General features: G+C 69.5%; 16 protein-coding genes and 1 tRNA gene. 5 read left to right on the top strand and 12 right to left on the bottom strand.

Annotated features, from left to right (window positions below; genetic code table 11):
* Positions 1-272 precede the first annotated feature (272 nt).
* The 8 genes from mobF to HFP15_RS30060 all read right to left on the bottom strand — a co-directional run bounded on the left by mobF (position 273) and on the right by HFP15_RS30060 (position 11,062).
* Entirely contained in the window at positions 273-4,733 is a 4,461-nt protein-coding gene (gene mobF, locus HFP15_RS30095) for a MobF family relaxase (protein ID WP_168520153.1), read from the bottom strand.
* A gap of 221 nt (positions 4,734-4,954) precedes the next feature.
* Positions 4,955-5,839: a hypothetical protein gene (locus HFP15_RS30090; protein ID WP_168520152.1), complete on the bottom strand. Its 885-nt coding sequence runs from the start codon at positions 5,837-5,839 to the stop codon at positions 4,955-4,957.
* Positions 5,836-7,074, bottom strand: coding sequence for a hypothetical protein (locus HFP15_RS30085; protein WP_168520151.1), 1,239 nt, complete (start codon positions 7,072-7,074; stop codon positions 5,836-5,838). Before HFP15_RS30085 ends, HFP15_RS30090 begins: the two co-directional genes overlap by 4 nt.
* Positions 7,071-7,958 carry a hypothetical protein gene (locus HFP15_RS30080; RefSeq protein ID WP_168520150.1) on the bottom strand — a complete coding sequence of 296 codons (888 nt, stop codon included), beginning with the start codon at positions 7,956-7,958 and terminating at the stop codon, positions 7,071-7,073. The genes HFP15_RS30085 and HFP15_RS30080 overlap by 4 nt, the downstream gene beginning before the upstream one ends.
* Positions 7,955-8,347 (bottom strand): DUF4326 domain-containing protein, encoded by a 393-nt coding sequence (locus HFP15_RS30075; protein WP_168520149.1) that lies wholly within the window; start codon positions 8,345-8,347, stop codon positions 7,955-7,957. The genes HFP15_RS30080 and HFP15_RS30075 overlap by 4 nt, the downstream gene beginning before the upstream one ends.
* Positions 8,347-8,721 (bottom strand): SsgA family sporulation/cell division regulator, encoded by a 375-nt coding sequence (locus HFP15_RS30070; RefSeq protein WP_168520148.1) that lies wholly within the window; start codon positions 8,719-8,721, stop codon positions 8,347-8,349. Before HFP15_RS30070 ends, HFP15_RS30075 begins: the two co-directional genes overlap by 1 nt.
* The gene (locus HFP15_RS30065) at positions 8,721-10,706 is read right to left on the bottom strand and encodes a type IV secretory system conjugative DNA transfer family protein (RefSeq protein ID WP_168520147.1); all 1,986 of its coding nucleotides are present in this window, start codon (positions 10,704-10,706) and stop codon (positions 8,721-8,723) included. The genes HFP15_RS30070 and HFP15_RS30065 overlap by 1 nt, the downstream gene beginning before the upstream one ends.
* Complete coding sequence (locus HFP15_RS30060; RefSeq protein ID WP_246272157.1) at positions 10,706-11,062, bottom strand: helix-turn-helix domain-containing protein; 357 nt, start codon at positions 11,060-11,062, stop codon at positions 10,706-10,708. Before HFP15_RS30060 ends, HFP15_RS30065 begins: the two co-directional genes overlap by 1 nt.
* Positions 11,063-11,259: 197 nt before the next feature.
* Between HFP15_RS30060 and HFP15_RS30055 the strand changes: the two genes are divergently transcribed.
* Together HFP15_RS30055 and HFP15_RS30050 are read left to right on the top strand one after the other, a co-directional pair.
* Complete coding sequence (locus HFP15_RS30055) at positions 11,260-12,102, top strand: GntR family transcriptional regulator (protein WP_168520146.1); 843 nt, start codon at positions 11,260-11,262, stop codon at positions 12,100-12,102.
* On the top strand, positions 12,099-12,767 hold the full coding sequence (locus tag HFP15_RS30050) for an HAD family hydrolase (protein WP_168520145.1): 669 nt from the start codon (positions 12,099-12,101) through the stop codon (positions 12,765-12,767). The genes HFP15_RS30055 and HFP15_RS30050 overlap by 4 nt, the downstream gene beginning before the upstream one ends.
* A 116-nt stretch (positions 12,768-12,883) precedes the next feature.
* On the opposite strand, the gene HFP15_RS30045 is transcribed toward HFP15_RS30050, so the two are convergent.
* From HFP15_RS30045 to HFP15_RS30030, 4 genes are all read right to left on the bottom strand, one after another.
* Complete coding sequence (locus HFP15_RS30045) at positions 12,884-13,252, bottom strand: DUF4429 domain-containing protein (RefSeq protein WP_168520144.1); 369 nt, start codon at positions 13,250-13,252, stop codon at positions 12,884-12,886.
* A gap of 427 nt (positions 13,253-13,679) precedes the next feature.
* Positions 13,680-14,501, bottom strand: a complete 822-nt coding sequence (locus HFP15_RS30040; RefSeq protein WP_168520143.1) for an aminoglycoside phosphotransferase family protein — start codon at positions 14,499-14,501, stop codon at positions 13,680-13,682.
* Positions 14,488-15,975: a tyrosine-type recombinase/integrase gene (locus tag HFP15_RS30035; protein ID WP_312871814.1), complete on the bottom strand. Its 1,488-nt coding sequence runs from the start codon at positions 15,973-15,975 to the stop codon at positions 14,488-14,490. The genes HFP15_RS30040 and HFP15_RS30035 overlap by 14 nt, the downstream gene beginning before the upstream one ends.
* A 25-nt stretch (positions 15,976-16,000) precedes the next feature.
* Positions 16,001-16,076 (bottom strand) — tRNA-Thr (locus HFP15_RS30030).
* Between the two features lie 160 nt (positions 16,077-16,236).
* Between HFP15_RS30030 and HFP15_RS30025 the strand changes: the two genes are divergently transcribed.
* From HFP15_RS30025 to otsB, 3 genes are all read left to right on the top strand, one after another.
* The gene (locus HFP15_RS30025) at positions 16,237-17,754 is read left to right on the top strand and encodes a threonine/serine exporter family protein (protein ID WP_168520142.1); all 1,518 of its coding nucleotides are present in this window, start codon (positions 16,237-16,239) and stop codon (positions 17,752-17,754) included.
* A 78-nt stretch (positions 17,755-17,832) separates the two neighbouring features.
* Entirely contained in the window at positions 17,833-19,275 is a 1,443-nt protein-coding gene (locus tag HFP15_RS30020; protein ID WP_168520141.1) for an alpha,alpha-trehalose-phosphate synthase (UDP-forming), read from the top strand.
* Between the two features lie 38 nt (positions 19,276-19,313).
* Complete coding sequence (gene otsB / locus HFP15_RS30015) at positions 19,314-21,845, top strand: trehalose-phosphatase (RefSeq protein WP_168520140.1); 2,532 nt, start codon at positions 19,314-19,316, stop codon at positions 21,843-21,845.
* Positions 21,846-21,886: the final 41 nt, after the last annotated feature.

The following is a 21,886-nucleotide window of genomic DNA, read 5'->3' as shown; positions in this document are numbered from 1 at the left end:
GGTGGCTGGCCGGCGCAACGGTCCGCCCGGACTCCGGGCGGAGCTATGTTGCCGAGGCTCCGGTGACGGGGCGGTTCGGTGTGGCGCACGAAGAGACGATCGAGGCTGAGTCGATCGCGGCCGAGGTGCTGCTGTTCCGCCGGCCGGTGGCGCCATGGCTGGCGGAACGGCCGGGGTGGCTGCTGGCGGTGGTGCAGACCCTGGGGTGGGCGTGGCGTCGCAGCGGGCAGCCGCCGATCGCCGTTCCTGGCCCACGCCCAGAGCTGACCGGTTCATCGCGCCAGAACCGCGGCGTCTTCCGCCGCAGCCGCTTCGGCGGCGTCCACGGTGTGGCGCCGATACATTTCCGCCGCCTGCGTCTCTTCTGCGGCGTGCTGGTCCTCGACCGCCTGGCGGGCCTCGATTTCGAGCAGGGCGCGCTGCGCCTGCGTGATGTTGTCGGCCGTTTCCTCGGCCGAGGCCACCCGCACCTCGTCCGACTCGACCACGGGTTCCTCGGCGGCCGCGGTGTCGCGAATGTCGGCGACCCCGGTCTCGACCACCTCCTCCGCAGCGGCATCGAGGGGATTCTGCTGCTCGACGGTGGCCAGGTCGGCGCTGCGCTGCTCGACGACATCGATGAGGTCGGCCTCGTCGGTGATGTCGCGGTGGAGGTCTTCGACGGCCATGTGCTCGCGGTGGGCGTCGAGCCAGTCGTCCGCGGTTACTGGCTCCGGTGGCGTGGTGTCGACGTTGCGCGCGGCGAGTTCGAGGCGCGCGCGGTCGGCGGCGGCGCGGGTTTCGGCGGTGTGGGCGTACCACACCGCGCGGGCCTCGTCGGCGGTCTCCAATTCGGCGGCCCGCTTCGCGAGGACGTCGGCCAGCGCCTCGGCGTCGGCGGCTTCCTGGAGCAGTTTATCCCGCTCGTCGGTGCTGTCCGCAGCGTCGGCCTCGGCCCGGCGCAGCGCCGCTTCGCGGCGGCGTGCGTCGGCGGCTTGGTGGGTGCCGGCGAGTTCGTTGCCGACGAACTGCGGCCCCCACGTTTTCTCGCGCTCCCAGGCGCGCATCCGCACGAGGAGTTGCCCGTCGCTCATTTCCAGCTCGTCGCGCCCGGACTCCGGGCGCCCCAAAGCTCGCCAGGCGGAGCGCCACGAGGCGTAGGTTTCGACCTGCCCGGCCTTCGGCGCGGGGCCGAGGGCGGTTTCCGGGTCCTCGTGTCCGGTCAGCTCCCGCTGCGCCGCCACGGTTCCGGCGTGTTCGATCCAGCGGTGACGCTCCTGCGGGTCCTCGGGCACCGGGCCGAACGCCTCGACCGCCCACTGCTGCGGCTCGGCGGCCAGTTGCCTGCCCAGTTCGTGGCGGCGCTGGTCGGCGGTGTCGGCCAGGGTCTGCAGGTAGGCGGCCCACTCGGGGTCGTCGACCGTCGGGAGCCAGTCGGCGTAGGTGTCGCCGACCGGGTCGAGGGCGACGGTGTCGGTGATGCGGTGGTGGATGACGTTGGTCAGCTGCCGCGCCCCTGACAGGCTCCGCCCGGTGACCGCGTGGTCGAGGACTTGCCGGGGGTCGTGCCCTGCAAGTTCGGCGCGGCGAAGCAGCCGCGCGAGGGTGGGGCCGCCGTCCTCGGCGGCGATCCGGGCGCGCTGGTTCTCCGTGAGTTTCCCGTCCTGCACCAGGTCGTCCAGCCACCGCGCGGTACGGCCCGCGGTGGCCAGCTCGGTGGCGTCGGCGAGCAGCTCGGCGGGGGTGCGGATGGCGCCGGTCTCCGCCGCCGATTCGGTGGCTTCCGCGAGGGCGGAGCGTTGCGGGCCGGTGCCGCCGAACGCGCCGGCCAGCACGGCGGAGGGGTTGCGTTTCACCGCCTCCAGCGCGGCACCGTCCGGGGCGTCGGCGGGGACGGCGAGGGTGGTGACGTGGGCGGTGTTGTTCTCCCGGCCGCGGGTGAGCCCGACGTAGAGCGCCTCCTGCGAGGTGGATTCGGTGATCACCGGGTGGCTGGTGTCCACGGTCAGCCCTTGGGCACTGTGGACGGTGGAGGCGTAGCCGAGCACCACGTGCTCGCCGACATAGTCGGCGGGCAGCGTGATCCGCTCACCCAGGACCTCCCCGATCCCGTCCTCCCGTCCCAGGACCGGGGCGACCAGCAGCCCGCCGTCATCCCGGGTTTCCAGGACGCGGTATTGCTTGCGGTTGATCGGCACCTCGCGGTTGCCCTCGACCCCGGCGAGGTTCCAGCCGTTGAGGCGGGCCTGCACCAGGTCGCCGATTCCGGCGTAGGTGCCCTGCATCCCCAACGGCACCCCGGTCTCGGCCACCTTGCCCAGCCGGGCGAGTTCGCGGCGCAGCTCCGCCGATAGGTGCGCGGCCTGCTCGTTGGTGTCCACGATCAGCAGCGAGTGCTTGCCTGCGAGGGTGTCGGCCAGCCAGGCGCGGGCGGCGCTGGCCTCGGCCTGCTCGCGGGTGCCGGCATCCAGCAGGCGCCCGTGTTTCTGGTAATCGGCGAGCACGCTGGCGTCGCCGTCGCGCAGCCGGAGCGAGGCGCCGCGTTCCCAGTCGGCGTCGAAGCGGCGCACCTCGGTCAGCTCATACGCCGCGCCTGCGTTCGCGATCAGGTCCATGCCGCCTCCGGCACCGACGGCGGCCAGCTGCCGGTGGTCGCCGGTGAGCAGCAGTTTCGCCCCGGCCTCGCGCACGTGCTGGTGGATCCGGGCGAGGTCGGCGGTGTTGGCCATCGCGGACTCGTCGACCACCACCAGATCCCCGGCGTTCAGCTTCCACGCCAGGTGTTCCGGGTGGGTGGAGCCCTCGGCGAGCTTGGCCTGCGCACCCAGCCAGCGGGCGATGTTGCGCGCCGTCAAACCCTCGCCGGCCAGCACATCGGTGGCGACCTGGCTGGCGGCCAGGCCCACCACCCGGCGGTGCTGCCCGTCCCACAAGTCGGGGTCCTGCCACGCCTTCGCCAGCGCGCCGACCACAAAGGACTTCCCGGTCCCGGCCGGGCCGACCAGCGATTCCACCGCGGCACCGGAGCACAGCACACCGCGTACCGCGGCGGCCTGGTCCGCGCCGAGCACGACCCCGGCGTCGGCCAGTGCCTCGACGAACCCGTCCGCGGCCGGGTTCTGCAGTGCCGGGGCGCCGCCGCAGGCGGTCGAGGTGACCAGGGCTCGTTCGGTGTGAATGTGATCGGGGGTGGCGTAGAGGCGACCGCCGGGGGCTTCGTAGGCGGAGCGGCCGTTGGCCAACCGCAGCCCCGCGGGCAGTTGCTGCTCGCCGGGCCGCTCGGCATCCAGCGGCGTGGCCAGCTTGAGCCCTTCCGTGGTAAGCGTGTCCAGCAGCCGCGCGACCTGGGCGCCGTCGAGGTCGCCGAGCTGGTCCGGGAGGGCGTCACTGATCGCCCGGGTCAAATCCGGTGCGGTCCAGGCCGCTTTCCTCGACTGCACGTCCGCCAGGGCGGTGGCCAGCACCTCGGCCGGGTTCCACGCCACCTGCTCGCGCGGCGTGCGGGCGGTGTGCAGGACGTCGCGGGCGACTCCGGCCAGGCCGTCGGCGATCTCCGCGCGCAGCTCCCGGTCCCAGCGTTCGAGCCGGGCCTCGGTGGTCTCGCCGTCGTGGGTCTTGGCCTTGCGGGTGGCGAAGGTGGCCTGCCGCTGCAACCGGTCCAGCTCCAGGCTGTTCGGCTCGCGCCCGAAGCGCGCCTCGAACGCCTCCACCAACGTCGCGGTCTTGCGCGTGATCGCCCGCCGCCGTGAGGAGAACAGCTCCATCACCTGCCGGTCGATCCCGACGACCTCGCGGGACTTGCCGTCCGGCCGGGCCGCGAAGCGCACCCCGAGCGCGCGGGCGAGGTGTTCCTCGGTGGTGCGCTCCCCCACCGCCGCCGCGGCGCCACGAAACTTGTGCAGCGCCCGGGAATCCAGCGTGCGCCACTGCCCGTCGACGCCCTGCACGCGATTCAGGATCGCGTTGTGAATGTGCAGCTGCGGGTCGTGATTGCGCGAGTCGTGCTGAAAAAACGACGCCACCACGAAGTCGTGCGCGTCGATGAACCGGCCCGCGGCGCCGCCGTGATGCCCGACCCGGGAGTAGCCGGCGTGCTCGGACAGGTAGTCCAGCGCCGCCCGATTCCCGGCCCAGATCGCGTCCTCGACCGCATCGCGGTGCGCCCGCCACGACGTGGCGGCCTCAAGCGCGCCGTCGCGCTGCCGCACCAACTCCGCCAACTCCGACGGATCGGCCCCGGTCGACGACGCGGTAGCCAGCGCCTCGGCGGCCCGTTCAGCCGCCCGTTCAGCTTTCACCTGCTGCGCCTCGAACGCCGTGTGCAACACGGTCACCGACTTTTGGACGCTGAACGTGGCGTCCAAAAACGCCAGGTTCTGGCGCGCTCGCTTGCCCGCGTCCAACCGGAGTTCCTCGCGGCGTTCAGCCGTCGCGTGCGGCTCGGCGTCCAACGCCGCCGCGTACAACTCGTCCTCGGTTGGATAGTTCCGGCCGGTGTGACCGAGAGTGGACGCCTCGCCCCAGCGGGTCGGATCGTTGAACACCTCGTCGCGGGGGTCGATGAACTGCTCGTAGACCGCGCGCATGTCCTGCTCGTCGACGAGCCCCGTCAGGCCGAGTTTGGCGGCGCCGGTGCCGTACCAGCGGCCCGGCGGCTCCCCCGCCGCGACCGCGTCGGTGTAGTAGTTCTCCCGGCCCTTGGCGACCTCGTCCGTCAGATACTTGACCGAGTAACCCCGTGCCAGCGACAGCATTTACAACCCCCTCACAAGATCAACAACGGGAATTTGAAGATCAACAACGGCGGTGGTGCGACCGGGCGCCCGCCAGGGCGCACCGGCCCATCGGATCGTGATGCCTAGGTGTGCATTTCTTCTTTGGCTTGCTGAGTCTTTGCTGGGTGAGTGACTGATGGTGGTCATGGACTTGTGTGGTGGCTTACTGAGTTGCGTTGCTGTGGTGGCTTCGTTGGTGGTCATGAGTTGGCCTTGCTGGTGCTGGTTTCACCGATCAAGTGCAGTGGTGTGGGCTGGTCGCGGAGTTCTTGCAGGGCGGTTCCTGCCGTGCCTCGGGAGACTTCGGCGACCTTCATCAGCTGATCGACCGTCGGCAGGGTGCCGTGCAGCGCCAGGTGTTTGCGGGCTTCGCGCAGCGCGCGATCACGCTTCGGCGACGCCGGAGCGCTCACCGGACGCGGCGCGTCCTTCGCGGCTTCACCGACACCGGTCGCGGGCTCGGGTTGGACGATGGCGGGGATCTCCGCTGTACGTTCAGCAGCCCCCGGCGGAAGCGACGCGTTCAACGCGGCCGACTGAACAGGCGGCGACTGAACGGACGCGGGCTGAACGACTGGATGTTGAACACGCTCGCGCGCGTTGTCCACAGTGGACGGATTGCTCTGTTCGGCCGCCGGGGTGTCGCGGTCGCGGGTGGTGGTTGCCGCGCCGGTCGGCCGGTGCGGGGTGGCGAGCATGAACAACAGGTGCGCCACGATTGCCGCCGCGACGGCGGGCCACGCGCCCACCCCGAATCGCAACACCACCGGCACCATGTGCGCCGCCCCGGTGGCGCCGAGCCCACCGGCCAGGAACACCGCCTGCGCCACACCCGAGAGCCCGGCGGCCAGTATCACCACCGCCCACGCATACCGGCGCCCCGCGTCATCCAGCCGCGAGGTCGCGGCGTAGGCCACGATCGCCAGCCCGTCGGTGATCAGCGGGTAGATCCACGCGATCCCGGCCGGAACACCGGAGGCGGCGGCCACCTCGAACAAACCATGGGCCGTGGCCGCGGCGGCGCCGAGCGCGACCGCCAGCCCCGCCGCCAGCAGAACGGCCGAGGACTTCTCCTGCGTGCTCATGCCCACTCCCGCCCCTCGCTCATCTCGGCTGCGGTCTGTGCCGCGTCCGCGGCCGACCAGCGGGCACACCGCTCGGCCCGGGCCTGGTCCTCCCGTGCTCCCTCGGCCTGGCGCAGGGCCTGCTCCGCTGCGGCCACGGTGTGACCGCACTCGGCCACCGCCTGCCCCAGCGGCGCCGCCTTCGGCTCCGCGAGCAGCGCGTCGATCCGCTCCAGCACCGCATCCGTGTCGCGCCCCACACCGATGTCCTCGCTCAGCGGCTCGCGCGCCACGTGGCGCTGTCCGGGCTCGGCCACGTCGGCCTCCTCGGCGCTGAGGAGGCCGGACTCGTGGTCCTCGGACACCGCGACAACGTCAGCACCGCGCTGCGTGTGGTGGTCGTACCTGCTCTGCGCGAGCCGCAGCCGCGCGTACGCGGCCCGTTCGGGTGTCGCAGGGTCCTCGCCCGGTGTCGGTGCGGTGGCGTCGAGCTGGCGACTCACCCGGTCGTAGAGCCGCGTCTCAAGATCGCGGGCGTCCGTGCCAGGATCGCCGAGCAGTCGCTGCGCCTCGGTGCGCGCGGCCTCCAGGTCGTCGCGGGCCTCAGCCGCCCACCGAGCACGCAGCGCGGCATAGTTGCGGTCCTCCGGCCGCCGCGCCCCCGGCTCAGTGTCGTGACCGCCCCGGCTGGGCTCGGCATCTGCCTCCGCTGGCACCTGCCGCGCGGTCGGCGGGACGACTTGCTCGTCCACGTCACCGTCCTGCAGAGAGTCCTCGATGCCGCGGTCATCCAGCACCGGCGCCGCGACCGTGCCGTCGGTGGATTCCCGGGCAGGAAGGTTGCGGGCGATCCAGCTGCCCGGCGCCGGCGCCCGCTCGGACACCGCCGTCGTCGACGGCGACTGCCACCACGCGTCAACGATCTCCGGTTCCCCAACGCTCTCCATGGCCAGGAACGGATCCCCGTCGGCCTCCTCGGCGAAATCGGCGTCGTCCAGGTAGTCGGTGTCGCCTGCCAGCTCCCGTTCTGCCTCCCACTGCGCCTGCTCCTCGGCGCGCACGCGGGCGGCCTGCTCGCGGGTCACACGGTCGAACTCATCCCGGCCGATCCCGGCTCGCGCCAGATCACCGTCGGAGACCACGCCAGGAGGCACGGAATTCACCGCGCCCCACACCCGTGCCCCGGCGTCGGCCTCGACACCGCTGGTCCCGACCGCGCTTCGGCCCCTGCGGGTGAACAGATCGAAGACCCTCATCGCCGGGCACCTCCCGCACGCCGCCGAGCGCTCTCGGCGACGCGGGTCTCAGCGATCAGGTCGGCCTCGGGCTCGGGCGCGACGCTCGCGCGATCCCTGCCCCACCACGCGGCGATGGGTGCCAGCGCCATGCCCGCCGGGATCTGCGGCCCGGGCCGGTGCCGCTCCCCGCTGGCCTGGTGGGCCTCCAGCGAACAGTTCTGCGTCGCCTGCCTGATCCGCTTGACCGCGCCAGGCCGGTAATGGTCATGCCAGTCCGCCGCGCGACCCACGGTCGCGTCGGTGTCGACGTAGGCCGCGACCCACGCCCGCTCCAGGCACACCAGTTCCTCGACCACATCGGGGTGCCACCACCAACACTCCGACAACGCCGCCACGCCATCGGGGTAGCGCAGGAACACCCGCACCAGCCACGCCGACAGCTCCGTCAACACATCCTGCGCGGCCCCCGCGCCATCGTCATCCGGGCCATCGGCGAGATCCAGCCAGGACAACGGCGCGGTCTTGCCGACCTGCTCGTCCGGCCCGGCCTGATCGGCCAGGGACTTCACGACCTTGGCCAGCTTGCTCACCTGCGCGGGCAACGGGGCCACCTCGTCGTGCAGCGTCTGCACCCGTTGCGACAGTGGGGACATCGCCTCCACCCTCGTCCGCAGGGCCTCGACCTCGCGGGCCAACCCGGCCAGGGCCGCCTCCGGCACCGCCCCCGCCGCACCCTGAGCGGCGGGCGGGGTGTGCAGGCGCTCCTGCGCTGCCTCCTCGATCCGGCGCTGGCATGCGGTGCTGTTGGAACAACGCCACGAGCGTGCGTCAGCGGCACCGAATCCCTGCACGCCGCGCCGTCCACACAGGACACATTCCTTCAGGTCTTTGCTGCTGCTCATGCGATGTCACCTCCGAAAACCGAGCCGGGGTTGGCCAGGGCGAGCAAGATGTCGGCGTGACACGGCTGATCGGCCGGGCACCAGCAAGCAAGGTCGTGCCCCGCCAACGCGTCCCGAACCTCACCGTGGGTCGGGGCGCTGGCGATCCCGGGAAAGGACTGGCGGGGCCACCGCAGCCACGCGTCGAACAACTCGACCGCCCGCTGAGGCGAATCCACCCGCACGTTCGGCTCGACGAACCCGCACTCCGGGCACCGGAGATCACCGAACTCCCGGCCGATGTGAAACGGGCTGCCCCACCGCGTCGGGCGCCCGACATACACCGCCCCGGCGGGCATACGCCACCCGCGGGTGCGCTCGCGCTGAATCCGGGCCACCTCCCGGGCCATCACCGGTTCACCCCCGGCACGTCCGACCAGTCCAGCTCGGCCGATTCCTGTCCGGGCCGCACCACTCGGTGCGTCGCGGCGATCAGCGTGTCGATCTCGTTACGGCGGAACACCACGGTCCCTGTCCCGTCGGGTGTGGACAGTCCGAGCACGACCAGGTCACCGCGCACAGTGACGCGGATATCGCCCACCCCGGCCGCGCCGTAGAGCAGGGCGTCGGACAGCAGTTCCCGTGAGAGGGTCCATTCCAGACCGGGCTGGACCGCGTCGAACCCGAGCACGATCGCGTACGGGTCCTGGCGCCGGTACCGCGCGAACACCGTGCCGTGACCGGACTCCAGCAGCGCCGACAGGCGCATCGTCATCGCGTTCATCACCGCTCCCCCTCACCGCGCTCGGCGTCTCGGATGGTGTCCAGCCGAATCACCTCGGCGCGCACCACCTGCTCGGCGCGTTCCCACACCGGCATCGCGGCATTGGCGCGGGCGGCCCGGCGCTTGTCCCTGCGGGCAGCGGCCCGGGCGGTGAACCACGCCTCGATCCGGTCGGCCGCCGCGTCCGCACGTGTGGCCCATTCGCCCCACCGCTCGATCCACCGCTCGGCCAGCACGGCGTAGCGTTCGGCGCGGGCGGCGGCCTTGACGTCGCGGCGCTTCCACGCCATCTGCAGCCGCCCCACCGCGGCGGGCATCCCCCGGCGGATGATCACGGCGTGCATGGCGGGCAGCTGCGAGATCTGCCCCGGCGAGAGCACCGGCACCTTCCGCAGCGACCGGCCCGTGACCTTGCCGTCCGCGTCCTCGGTGTCGACCTGCTCGTCCCGGTCCGCGGTGAGCATCGAATAGGCGCCCAGGTCGTCCGGGTCACGCGAACCGCCCAGGATCATCACCGTGGCCGAGTTCGTCATGATCGCCGCCGCACCGGTGTCGCCCCACCGCTGCCGCAGCTGCGCCCGCGACTGCGCCCCGATGTGGATGGTGACGTTGCGGCCACCCATGTCCGCGGTCCAGTTGTGCAACGGAATCGGACAAATCAGCGCGGCCTCGTCAAGGACCAGCGTCAACGCCGGATCCAACCGGCCCCCCGGACACTGGGCGGCGATGCGCCGCGCCTCCCGCGCGATGTGCGCGGTCAACGCCGCCACCAACGGCGCCGTGTGCCCCTCCTCCGCACCCAGCATGTAGACCGTCGCGTGCGACTCCAACAGCTCGGCGACCTCGAAGGACCCGCCGGTCGCCGCCGCCGTCGCGGCCGGATCGGTCAACCACCCCAGCGCGGGCATGATCGTCGTCGTGATCGACGAGCGAGTCCGCTCGTTCGTCGTCAAAAATTGCTGCGCGGCCTGCGCGAACGCCGGCTCGCTCGACCGCCGCAGCAGCCGCAGCACCTCATCGGTCGCGCCCTCGGGGTCCGCGACCCAGGACTGCACCTCCCGCATCGACAACTCCCCCAACGCCGCCGCGTGCATCAGCGCCGCCAGCGCCTGACGCGCCAGGCTCACCCAGTGGTCGCGCTCGGCGTCCCCACCCCCGGTCGGCAACAGATCACCGGCGCGGTAGGTCGCCATCACCGGCGACGCGCACCCGGTCAACGGGTCGAAGCTGATCGTGGACTCCAACCCGGCCAGCCCGGAGGGGTTGAACACATACAGCGGGCCACGCCCACGCCGCACACCCGCCGTGAGGTCGATCAGATCTGTGCGAGTGCTGGTGGCGATCACCGCGCCCGGCGCATCCAAGATCCGGCCGGCCAGCTCACCCGTCTTCCCGGTACGCGGGCCACCCATCCGCAGGGTGACGTCCTCCACGGGCGACCAGATCCCCTGCCCACCGACCCGCGCCAATCGGGTCGCGTACTCCGTCACCGGCGTCCGGCGACGCTGCCACCACGACACGTGCCGCAGGCTCGGCTTCACCGTCTTGGCCTTGCGGCGCATCGCCGACTTCGACGCCACCCGAAAGATCTGCCACCGCGAGGCCACCCCGTCATTCCGACGCGCCCGCCGCGACCACCGACCGATCAAGCCACGCGAACCACCCCGACCCCGCAGGCCCAACACGACCGTGAACAGCAGCACCGGGCCACCAACGAACAGGCCCCACAGCCACACCCCATAGCCCGGGGTCTCCTCCGGCACCCAACCCACGAACCAGACCGACAGGCCCACCACCCCGGCCGACACCGTGGCGAACCGGGCCAGGTTGCCCCTCACCAACTCGGCCAGGCCAAACACCGCCGCCGCGACACCCGCCACCACGAACCACGGCCAGACCACCGCCACCTTCACATGCCAGCCCGACAGAGCCACACCCACGAAAATCAACACCACCGCCACCAGGACGGCCTTGAAAGTCCTCATCAGGCCGCACCCCCAGCCGCGCTCGTGCGCCATGCCTCGGACCAGTCCGCGACGTCGACGCAGTTCCCAGCGCCGGACGCGACGTCGAGCAGCTTCTCGACGGCCTTGGCCGGGACGACGTAACGGCCCTGCCCTCCGCCGCGCCGCAAGCGCAGCGCCGGGAACGCGTCGGCGTGGATGAGGCGGTAGACGTACTCCTGCGACAGGCTGAGCAGCGCGGCGGCTTCGGGAACCGTGTACGTCGGCACCCCGGCCGCGCGCTTGCGCATCGCGTTCTGCAACGCGACGTCGCGAAGCAACTCGCGGCACTGCGCGCGTCCTGCTCTCGCCTCGTCTGTCGTAGCTTGTTCCTGCATCTGGGTCTCCAAATGTCCGGTGCGAGGCCCGGGCGGGGCGGCATCCCCGCCCGGGTCGCTTTGTCTGTGCCGGTCCACCGTCGCCAACCTGTATAGGTTGGCTAGGCATGTTCGAAGTTACCCAGCATGGCTAGCCATGTCAAGCGGTTGTCTAGGCTGCCTAGCTCAGTCGGAGCGATAGGCCATAGACTTGACGTATGGAACTCGACCCGGACGACCCGCGGCCGCCGTATCAGCAGGTGGCAAACGCGCTGCGCGCGGCGATTCTCACGAAGACGTTCCAGCCGGGCGAAAAGCTGCCGTCAGGCCCTGAGCTCTCGCAGAGGTTCGGGGTCGCGCGCATGACCGTTCAGCAGGCCATCCGCCTATTGCGCGACGAGGGCCTCGTCGTATCTCGCCAGGGCAGCGGGGTCTACGTCCGAGAGCGGACGCAGCGGCCAGTCGACCTCCGGTCGCACCTGGAGCGCGCCTTCGAGGAACCCGAAGTGTCGGTTGACTTCGCCGGCTTCTCGGGCGAGACGTTGCACGGTGCCATCACCGAGCCGCTCGACAAGATCCGCGACGGTCGACTTCGCCCAGAATCCTTATCGGTCCGCTTACTTGTCCCGGACCCCCGCCAGCCGTGGACGCTCCCGGCCCGCGTCGATGACCTGGCTGACAGTCCACCTTTCCGCGCCCGCGCGGCGCGCATCATGCAGCGGCACACCCTCGCCGTCGTCGACACGGTTAACGAGCTTGCCGACCTAGGGCTCGTGCCGAACGCCCGCGCGCAGGTGCGGATCAACCCTGCAGTGCCCCTCTTCAAGCTGTATCTGCTTAACGATGCCGACGTATTTTTCGGCTACTACCCCGTGCAGGAGCACAAGCTGAGGCTCGACGGCGAGGAAACGGCGATCTGGGACTTAATGGGCAAGGACGCCACGCTGTTCCACCACGCTGCTGACAGCGACGAGGACAGCGTCGCGTCGCAGTACCTCCGACAGTCCCGCATGTGGTTCGACTCAGTCTGGTCGACTGTCGCGCGGGACTTCCAGCAGTGAGCAACGAAGCGTTAGCCGCGGTACTCGCCAGCACATCTGCGGTCCTGCTCGACTTCGACGGCCCTATCTGCTCGGTCTTCAGCGCCTTCAGCCCGGCCGCTGTAGCGGAGGAACTTCGCGCTCGGCTGAGACTTGTTGACGCACCCAAAACGAGCGAGCCGTTCGAGATCCTGTCCTACGTCGCGCGCACCGAACCGTCAGCGGCTGCGCGTGCGGAGACCGAGCTTGCTCGGCTCGAAACTCGCGCTGTGGCTGAGGCGACCCCGACCCCCGGAGCTGCGGCCGTGCTGCAGCACTTCGACGAATCGGGCCGGCGGGTCGTCGTGGTAAGCAACAACTCTGCCGTATCCGTCCGGGCGTACCTCTACCAACATCACCTTGCCGGCTACGTGGCCGCAGTGTCGTCTAGGCTTGAAGCAGACCCAAACTTGCTCAAACCACACCCGCACCTGCTGTTCCATGCCGCGGAACTACTAAACCTGAGCGTGCGGGATTGCGCGATGGTCGGCGACTCCAGCACCGATATCGAGGCGGCGCGAGCCGCCGGCGCTCGCGTGATCGCCTACGCGAACAAGCCTGCCAAGCGCGACCGCTTCGAACGCCTTCGACCGGACGCAATCATTGACGATATGGCCGAATTGATATGCGTCCGCGCTCCGTCATAAGGCACACATGAGTATGCCGCCTGCGAGCCTGGTGTCACGGAACCAGGGGTTGCACCTGCGTCCTCTCCGGTCGTGGAACATGGTAACCGCGACCCAAGCTACCCCTTGAGTAAACGTCAACTCTTTTCGTAATGATCTGCAACAACATTCTCAACAGCGGTGCGTAGTGCAAGGAAGGCATCGCCCTGGCCCTTCTTGAAAATCACGGCGTTCTCGTCCTTGCTTGCATTCGTGGTACGCCGCCCAGTTCCCCTGCGGGGGGACTCGTTGCTACCAGCCGTGCTGAACCTGATGTAGCCGTTCACCGCCCAGCCGGCAGGTTTGTACTCAACCGAAGCGATATGCGAGACGTGAATCCGCTTCTCGCCTTTGCCGGCCGTTGCTCTACTCAATCCCTTGTGACCAATGGTGACAAATCGACCATCGAAAACTACATAGCCGCCGCCGTACCCCTTCACTGCTTCACCCAGAACGTAGTCAGCCATAACTTTTCCTGTCTGCGCTGGAACAATATCGCCGTACTGACTTCGCAGTCGCCGCGCCATACCGTGCCCATCCTGAATGCAGCAGTTCTTCGCCCATAGAGGCTTTGGTCCTGTCGGGATAATGCAGAATGTCCTTCCATAGTCAACAGCGATCCCGCAACTGGGCTATCGGGTGCAGCGGTCGCAGTTGGCCACTGAGCCTTGGCCGAGATGTGGCAGGTGTCATAGTCACGGGCACACCGCGCCCTGGTGCGCCGCCGTGGACGTCGAGCAGGGGTCGCGAGATACGCTCGCGCGTCGCACTGAAAGACGAAACCGGCACCACCAAGATCAGGCTCATTGTGGCTGAGCCTCAGCAGATCGTGGACGCATTTGTCGAAGCGAATCACTATCGCCAACAACGAGCGAAGTGATCCACGATGAGAGGTCAGACTCGCGCTGCAATCGCGACGGAACCCCACGCCTTCACTCGCGCGACGTCTATGCCTGTTTGCCGGGCCAGGGCAGCGACTTGCTGCCCAGTCTTCAGAGCCAGAACAGCAGCGTCGTATTCGACATCACCCGACACACCACGCGGGTCCACCAGCTGCAGACCGCGCGAACCACGAAGCACGTTGCCGCCCGATGGGTCGCCGTGGCACAGCGAGCGAGCCTCGTCGGCGACCAGATCGTCCAGAGTCGACAACGCCCTGGCGCGCTCATCCGAACTAGCGGGTGCCACGCCTGGAGGTAGGTCGGTAAGGCCGCCGTTGCGCAGGCGTTGCCTCAACCATTCCGAGATCGGCGGCAACGCACGGGCTGGCGGCGACGCGGCGACAAGCGGACGAAGCAGGCTGGCGAGCTCTTCGAGCGACGACGAGCCCGCAGCGCGGGTACCGGGCTGGACCTGGTCCATGACGGTCCAGGTTCCAACGTCGGACTCTACGACCTCGTGGACTGTCGGACCGATGCCCAACTCGGCGAGCTGCTCGGCTGCGGACGCCTGCAATGCGCCGGCCGGATCAGGCGTGGACTTCAAGACCAACAGGCGATCCCCGGCCGCACGTACCGAGACGACGAACCCGTACCGAGCATCCATGACCTTCACGGTCTGGACCTGGTATCGGCGGCACAGCTCGTCGAGTCCATCGTTGACGGAGGTTGCCCACGCAGGGCCGCGGTCCGGCCAGCGCGTGCAGGCGGCGCGCACGATTTCGGCGGGAACCGTCACCTGCTCCCGATCGCGCGGACCGTTCTCACGAGTCGTCACGGTCTCCGCTCTCGGTATTCGGTCGTGGCGTCGGACGGGTGAGCCGACCCCCGAGGATCTCCGCCGCCCGCCGGTCCGATTCGTTCTGCCAAGCGGCGTACACGCGCAGGGTCGTTGCGCCGCCGCCACCGTGACCCAGCCGGCCAGCGACGGTGCGAAGGTCGACCCCCGCGGTGAGTAGCTCAGTAGCGGCGTAGTGCCGCAACGCGTGCAGGTTGCTGTCGATGCCGAGCGACTTGCCCATGTTGGTGTAGCGGCGGGTGACGGCATCCGGGTCGGCGAGGCGGTCGGCGGTCGGCGCGTACGAGAACATCAGCGCGTTTGGTGCGGGATCGGCGTCGAGGTCGCGCATGGTGGCTTCGTAGCGCTGACGGTGCTCCTCAAGCAGCTCGGTCGTAGTCGAGTCCAACGAGATCAGCCGCATCTGGTGAGTCTTGGTGTCCTTCTCGATCAAGACACCGTCGACGCGCGCCACCGCGCGCTGGACGGCCAGTTTCCCAGCAATCGTCGCGTTAGGACAGTTGGCAGGCTTGACGGCGACGCAAAGGGCAACATCGGGGCACCCGTGCAGACGTTCGATGGCCAAGTCGGTCCAGCGCAAGGCGAGGACTTCGCTGCGCCGGACGCCGGTCACGAACACCAGCCAAACGAGCGTGCCCCACATCGGGTCTTCGTTCCAGGCGGCCTCAACGAGCTTCGCAGCGTGGTCCGTTGAGGGCGGCTTCGGCTGCGGTGGCGCCTGCGACGGCTTCTTGGCGACGTCGCATGGGTTCGACTGCAGCCAGCCCCACCGCACGGTCGCGGCAAAGATCGCGCTCAGTGCGTAGTGGATCTTCAGGACGGTGCCGGGCGGCAACGGATCACACACGTGCGGCTTGCACTCGATCACCTTGCAACCGGCCTGGGCGCAGTCATGCTCCGGGTAGCCGTCAGCTGGCCGACGGCCCGGCGGGCGCTTGTGACGAACGACGCGGCACTCGTGCTCGTCGGTCGTCCTGTGCTCGATAAACGGTCGGCCGTCGCATCGCCGCCGACACCGACGCAGCTGCGCATAGAACGTTTCGAGCGCACGTGCGTCGATCTTGGACACGGGCTCGCCACCCAGGGCCGGTCCGATGAAGTGCTTGTCGAACAGCTTGTAGTTGCGCCGCGTGGAAGCTTCCATCTCGTGCGTTTCCATGAACGCATCGATCGCCGCGCGGAGGGTTCCTTTCGTGCGGGCATGTTCGCGCTCGTCGACCTCGGTCAGGAGCCGACGCAGGATCTTGTCGACCTGGCGCTCATCCGTGGTCGACTCGCTCAGGTACAAGCGCCTACCGGTCAACGGGTCGATGCCCGCATAAACGTTGACCTGAAACGACTTTCCCCGCTTGCGCACCGAGCCCTTCGGACGCTTCTTGGCAACGCGACCAGCCACGATCACATCGTACTCGCAGTCACCGTGATTGACACAGTCACTGATCAAACTCGTCACCAAGGACTGTTTCCCCTGGTGAGACTGGAGCCGACTAGGGGACTCGAACCCCTGACCTGCTGTTTACAAGACAGCTGCTCTACCAGCTGAGCTAAGTCGGCCTGCGCGGACATCATAGTGGGGCGCCCGGCGTCCTGTGCCGGACAGGGCGAATTCGGGGATGATCGGCGAAGTGGTGCACGCCACCGTTTGATTCTTGCAACGGCGACCGGGGGCGTGGCGATGCTCACCGGGGAACCGTGAAGGAGGTGGAGGTCCACTATGAAGAACAACCAGCGCGCCCGGGGCCCGGCGACCCGGCGGCGCGGCTGGCACATCCTGGAGGCGCCCCAGGACCCCAACGTCGACAAGGCCAACCGGCGCAAGCGTTCCACCGAGCCCCGGCGGCGGGCGTGGCACATTCTCGAAGCACCGACCGGGGAACTGCCCGCCGCGGAATCCACCGCCGAGTACGGTCCGGCCCTTCCCGACGACACGACGGTCAACTTCGTCCTCGATCTGGTGCTGCGGATCGGTGAAGTCCAGATGGCCAGCGGGGCCGGCGCGTCCGACGTGACCGCGACGATCATCTCGCTGACCGCGGCACTGGGCCTGCCGCACTGTGAAGTCGACGTGATCTTCACGTCCATCACCGTCACCTGCCACCGCGGTAACGGCATGACGCCGGTTAGCGCGCTGCGCGTGGTGCGTTCCCGCAGCCTCGACTACACCCGCCTGTCCCAGACCGAGATGCTGGTGCAGCAGATCATCCGCGGCAACCTCGGCGCCGAACAGGCCTATTCCGAACTCCACAAGATCACCACCGCCCCGCACGCCTACCCGCGCTGGGTCGCGACGCTGGCCTGGGGCGGCATGGCGTTCTTCATCACCCTGATCATCGGCGGCGGGCCGGACATCGCGCTCGGCGCGCTGGTCATCTCGTCGCTGATCGACCGGCTGGGCCGCCAGCTCAACAAGTACGCGCTGCCCTTCTTCTTCCAGCAGGTCGTCGGCGGGCTCATCGCCACCGGGCTGGCGACCCTCATCGTGGAAACCGGGCTCGTGCCCAGCCGCTTCTCCACACTGGTCGCGTCCGCGGCGATCACGGTGCTGTTGTCCGGGCTCTCGACGGTCTCCGCGGTGCAGGACGCGATCACCGGGTACAACGTGACCGCGGCGGGCCGCACGATGGAAACTGCGCTGATGAGTGCCGGGCTCATCACCGGTGTCGCACTGGCTCTGAGCGCGGCCAAGGCGCTCGGCTACGTCCAGGTCGAACCCGAGGTGCCGACGCAGACCGCGCTGCAACTGCCGATCATGATCGTCGGCGGTGCCGGTACGGCCGCCTGCTTCGCGCTGGGCAGTTACTCGACGCTGCGGTCCCTGCTGGTCGCCGCCGCCGCGGGCGCCATCGGGGGCGGGGCCTACGGCGCGCTGCTGGTCACCGACTTCGACGCGATCACCGCGTCCGCGGTCGCGGCGACGCTGGTCGGCTTCGGTGGCGGTGTGCTGTCCCGGCGGCTGAAAGTGACCCCGCTGGTCGTCGCGGTGTCCGGCATCACGCCGCTGTTGCCGGGTCTGTCGACGTACCGTGGTCTGTACGAACTGGCCACCCAGGGCAACGGCAATGTCTCGACGCTGATGAAGGCGGTCGCGATCGGGCTCGCACTCGCCGCGGGTGTGGTGCTGGGCGAATACCTGGCCCAGCCGGTGCGCACCGGCCTTGGCAGGCTGGAACGCAAGCTCGCCGGACCGCGCATGGCGGGCCCGCTGCGGCCGTCGGAGAGCCGATTGGAGTAGCGACCACGACGTGATCTTGCTCCGCGGTCACGGGATACTGTTCGTGGTGCGCGCCCGACGAGCGAGGGAGCAGCAAGCGTGAGTGAACCGGGAATCGGGAACGCCTCGGCGGACTTCGTCGTGGTGGCCAACCGGCTGCCCGTGGACCTGGAAAGGTCGGCCGACGGCACCCAGCGCTGGACGGCCAGTCCAGGCGGCCTGGTGTCCGCGCTCGAACCGTTCCTGCGTTCCCGCAAGGGCGCCTGGGTCGGCTGGCCCGGCGTGCCGGGCGTCGAGGTCGACCCGTTCAGCGACGAGGGCATGGTCCTGTACCCGGTCACGCTGACCGCCGAGGACGTGCGCGACTACTACGAGGGCTTCTCCAACGCGACGCTGTGGCCGCTCTACCACGACGTGGTCGAACGTCCGGTGTTCGACCGCAGCTGGTGGGAGAGCTACGTCAAGGTCAACCGCCGCTTCGCCGAGGCCAGCGCGAACGTGGCCGCCGAGGGCGCCACCGTGTGGGTGCAGGATTACCAGCTGCAGCTCGTCCCGAGCATGCTCCGCGAGCTGCGCCCCGACCTGCGGATCGGCTTCTTCCTGCATATCCCGTTCCCGCCGGTCGAGCTGTTCATGCAGCTGCCGTGGCGGGCCGAGATCGTGCGCGGGCTGATCGGCGCCGACCTGGTCGGCTTCCACCGGCCGGGTGGCGCGCAGAACTTCCTGTGGCTGGCCCGCACCCTCGTCGGGCTGGAGCCCAGCCGCGGCGCGGTCGGCGTGCGGTCGCGGCCCGGTCTGATGCAGGTCGGCAACCGCACGGTGCGCGTCGGCGCGTTCCCGATCTCGATCGACGCCGCCGGGCTGGACACGCTCGCCCGCAGCAAGGAGGTCGCCGAGCGCGCCGCGCAGGTCCGGCACGACCTCGGCGACCCGAAGACCGTGCTGCTCGGGGTGGACCGGCTCGACTACACCAAGGGCATCGACCTGCGCTTGCAGGCACTGCACGAGCTGCTGCACGAGGGCAGGGTGCGGCCGGAGGACGTCACGTTCGTGCAGCTGGCCACACCGAGCCGCGAGCGCGTCGAGCACTACCAGCGGATGCGCAGCGACATCGAGCAGATGGTCGGCCGGATCAACGGCGAATTCGCCCGGGTGGGGCACCCCGTCGTGCACTACCTGCACCAATCGGTGAGCCGCACGGAGCTGGCCGCGTTCTACTCGGCCGCCGACATCATGGTCGTCACACCGCTACGCGATGGGATGAATCTCGTCTGTAAGGAGTACGTCGCATGCCGTCACGATCTTGGTGGCGCGCTCGTGCTCTCCGAGTTCGCCGGTGCCGCCGCCGAGCTGACCAGCGCTTTTCTTGTCAACCCACACGACCTTGACGGGGTGAAGAACGCGTTGGAGGCGGCCATTACGCTCGACCCTGCCGAGGGCAGACGACGGATGCGCGCGCTACGTCGTCAGGTCCTCACGCACGACGTAGATCGGTGGGCGCGTTCGTTCCTCGAAGCTCTCGGGTCCGAACCCGCCGCCTGAACTCGCCCCAGACGCTCTGAACTCCTTAAGGAGGAGTGGTGACCGCCGAGTCCCTGCCCGCCGAGCTGCGGCGCGCGATCGTGCAGATCGCCCGCACGCCGCGACTTCTGGTCGCGTGCGACTACGACGGGACACTCGCGCCGATCGTGACCAACCCGGACGACGCGCGGCCGCTGCCCGAGTCGGTGGGTGCGCTGCGGTCACTGGCCGGGCTGCACGAGTCGACCGCCGCGGTGATCTCCGGGCGCGCCCTGCGGGATCTGGCGATCCTGTCCCGGCTGCCGTCCGAAGTGCACCTGGTGGGCAGCCACGGTTCGGAGTTCGACATCGGCTTCGTGCACGAACTCGACGGCCGCGCGCGTGAGCTGCACCGCAAGGTGGAGCGTGAGCTGGAACGCATCGCCGAGGGTGTGCCGGGGGTGCAGCTGGAGGTCAAGCCGGCGAGCATCGCGGTGCACGTGCGCCGCGCGGAACGTGACGAGGCTACCCGCATCCTCGACGAGGTCCACAATGGACCGTGTTGCTGGGACGGGGTTTCCACCACCGACGGCAAGGAAGTCGTCGAGCTGGCAGTGGTCCAGACCGACAAGGGCCGCGCACTCGATACGCTGCGGCACCAGGTCGGCGCCACCGCGGCGATCTTCCTCGGCGACGACGTGACCGACGAGAAGGCGTTCGCGCGGCTGTCCGGCCCGGACGTCGGCGTGAAGGTCGGCGACGGGGAAAGCCTGGCCACCTACCGGGTCAGCGGCACCGAGGACGTCGCCACCGTGCTCGCGTTCATGCTCGAAGAGCGGCGCACCTGGCTCTACGGCGAGCAGGCGCCGCCCATCGAGCGGCTGTCGATGCTGGCCAACGAGCGCTCCGTCGCGCTGCTCACCCCGGACGCGAAGCTGACCTGGCTGTGCCACCCCGGCCCGGACGCGCCCGCCGTGTTCGCCGACCTGCTCGGCGGCCCCGGTGCCGGGCATTTCTCGATCAAACCGCACCGCAACGGTCTTCCACTGGGGCAGCGCTACCTGCCGAACACGATGACGGTGGAGACACGCTGGTCGCGGCTGCTGGTCACGGACTACCTCGAACCGGAATGCCCGTCACACCGCACGGACCTGGTCCGGGTGATCTCCGGTTCGGCGCAGGCGCAGGTCGTGTTCGCGCCGCGCCCCGAATTCGGCGCCGTGCCGGTGAATCTCGTGCCCGAAGGCGATGGGCTGCGCGTCGTGGGCACCTCCGAACCGATCGTGCTGCGCGCACCCGGCGTCGAGTGGGACATCACCAACGACGGCCTCCACGACACCGCGACGGCATTGGTCCAGCCCAGTGAGGGAAACCCCGTCACACTCGAACTACGTTGCGGCACAACCGATCTCAACGTCGCTGATCTGTCCGAAGTGGACCGGCGGACACGGGCCGGTGCGTACTGGAGCGGCTGGGCGTCCAGCCTCAAGCTGCCCGGCGTGGAGACCGACCTGGTGGCCCGCTCGGCGCTGACGCTGCGCGGACTGTGCAACAGCGACACCGGTGCCGTGCTCGCCGCGGCCACCTCCTCCCTGCCCGAGGAAATCGGCGGCGTGCGCAACTGGGACTACCGCTACTGCTGGGTCCGCGACGCCGCGATGACCGTGCGCGAACTGGTCGGGCTCGGATCACTCACCGAGGCCGACGGATACCTCAACTGGCTGCACAACGTGCTGGCCACGCTCGCCGGCCCGGAACGCCTGCACCCGCTGTACACCATCTCGGGCACCCAGCTCGGCGCCGAAGCCGTGATCGACACACTGCCCGGCTACGCCGGCTCACGCCCCGTGCGCGTCGGCAACCTCGCCAACCACCAGGTCCAGCTGGACGTCTTCGGCCCCGTTGTCGAACTGGTGTGCGCACTGGCCGAGGCACGTGGCGAGCTGCGGGACAAGGACTGGCAGATGGTGCGCGCGATGGCCGAAGCCGTCACCCGGCGCTGGTCGGAGGCCGACCACGGCATCTGGGAAGAACGCCACGTACCCCGTCACCGGGTGTATTCGCGTGTCATGTGCTGGGTGACCGTCGACCGCGCCATCAAGCTCGGCGAAGTCTACGAACGCGAGATCCCCGCAGGATGGCACGAACTGCGCGCCACGATCGCCGCGGACGTGCTCGACCACGGCTGGAACGCCGACGTGCAGGCCTTCACCACCGCCTACGACGGCACCGACCTCGACGCCGCCTCCCTGTTCGTCGGACTCTCCGGCCTGCTGGACCCCTCCGACGAGCGGTTCCAGTCCACCGTCACCGCGATCGAGGCGGAGCTGCGCAGCGGGTCCACGGTGTACCGGTACCGGCGCGACGACGGCCTGCCGGGCGGCGAAGGCGGATTCCACCTGTGCGCCGCCTGGCTCATCGAGGCCTATCTGCTGACCGGGCGGCGCACCGAGGCGGAGGAACTGTTCGAGCAACTCGTCGACGCCGCGGGCCCCACCGGCCTGCTGCCCGAACAGTACGACCCGATCGCGGAACGCTCACTCGGCAATCACCCGCAGGCGTACTCCCACCTGGGCCTGATCCGCTGCGCGAAGCTGCTCGCGGGTAGCTGACCCCGCCGCGGCGCGCCGCGTCCGCGTGACCAGGGCTTTTG

This window comes from Amycolatopsis acididurans, from assembly GCF_012328925.1.
Classification (GTDB): Bacteria; Actinomycetota; Actinomycetes; order Mycobacteriales; family Pseudonocardiaceae; genus Amycolatopsis_E; species Amycolatopsis_E acididurans.
This window is presented reverse-complemented; position numbering and strand designations above follow the sequence as displayed.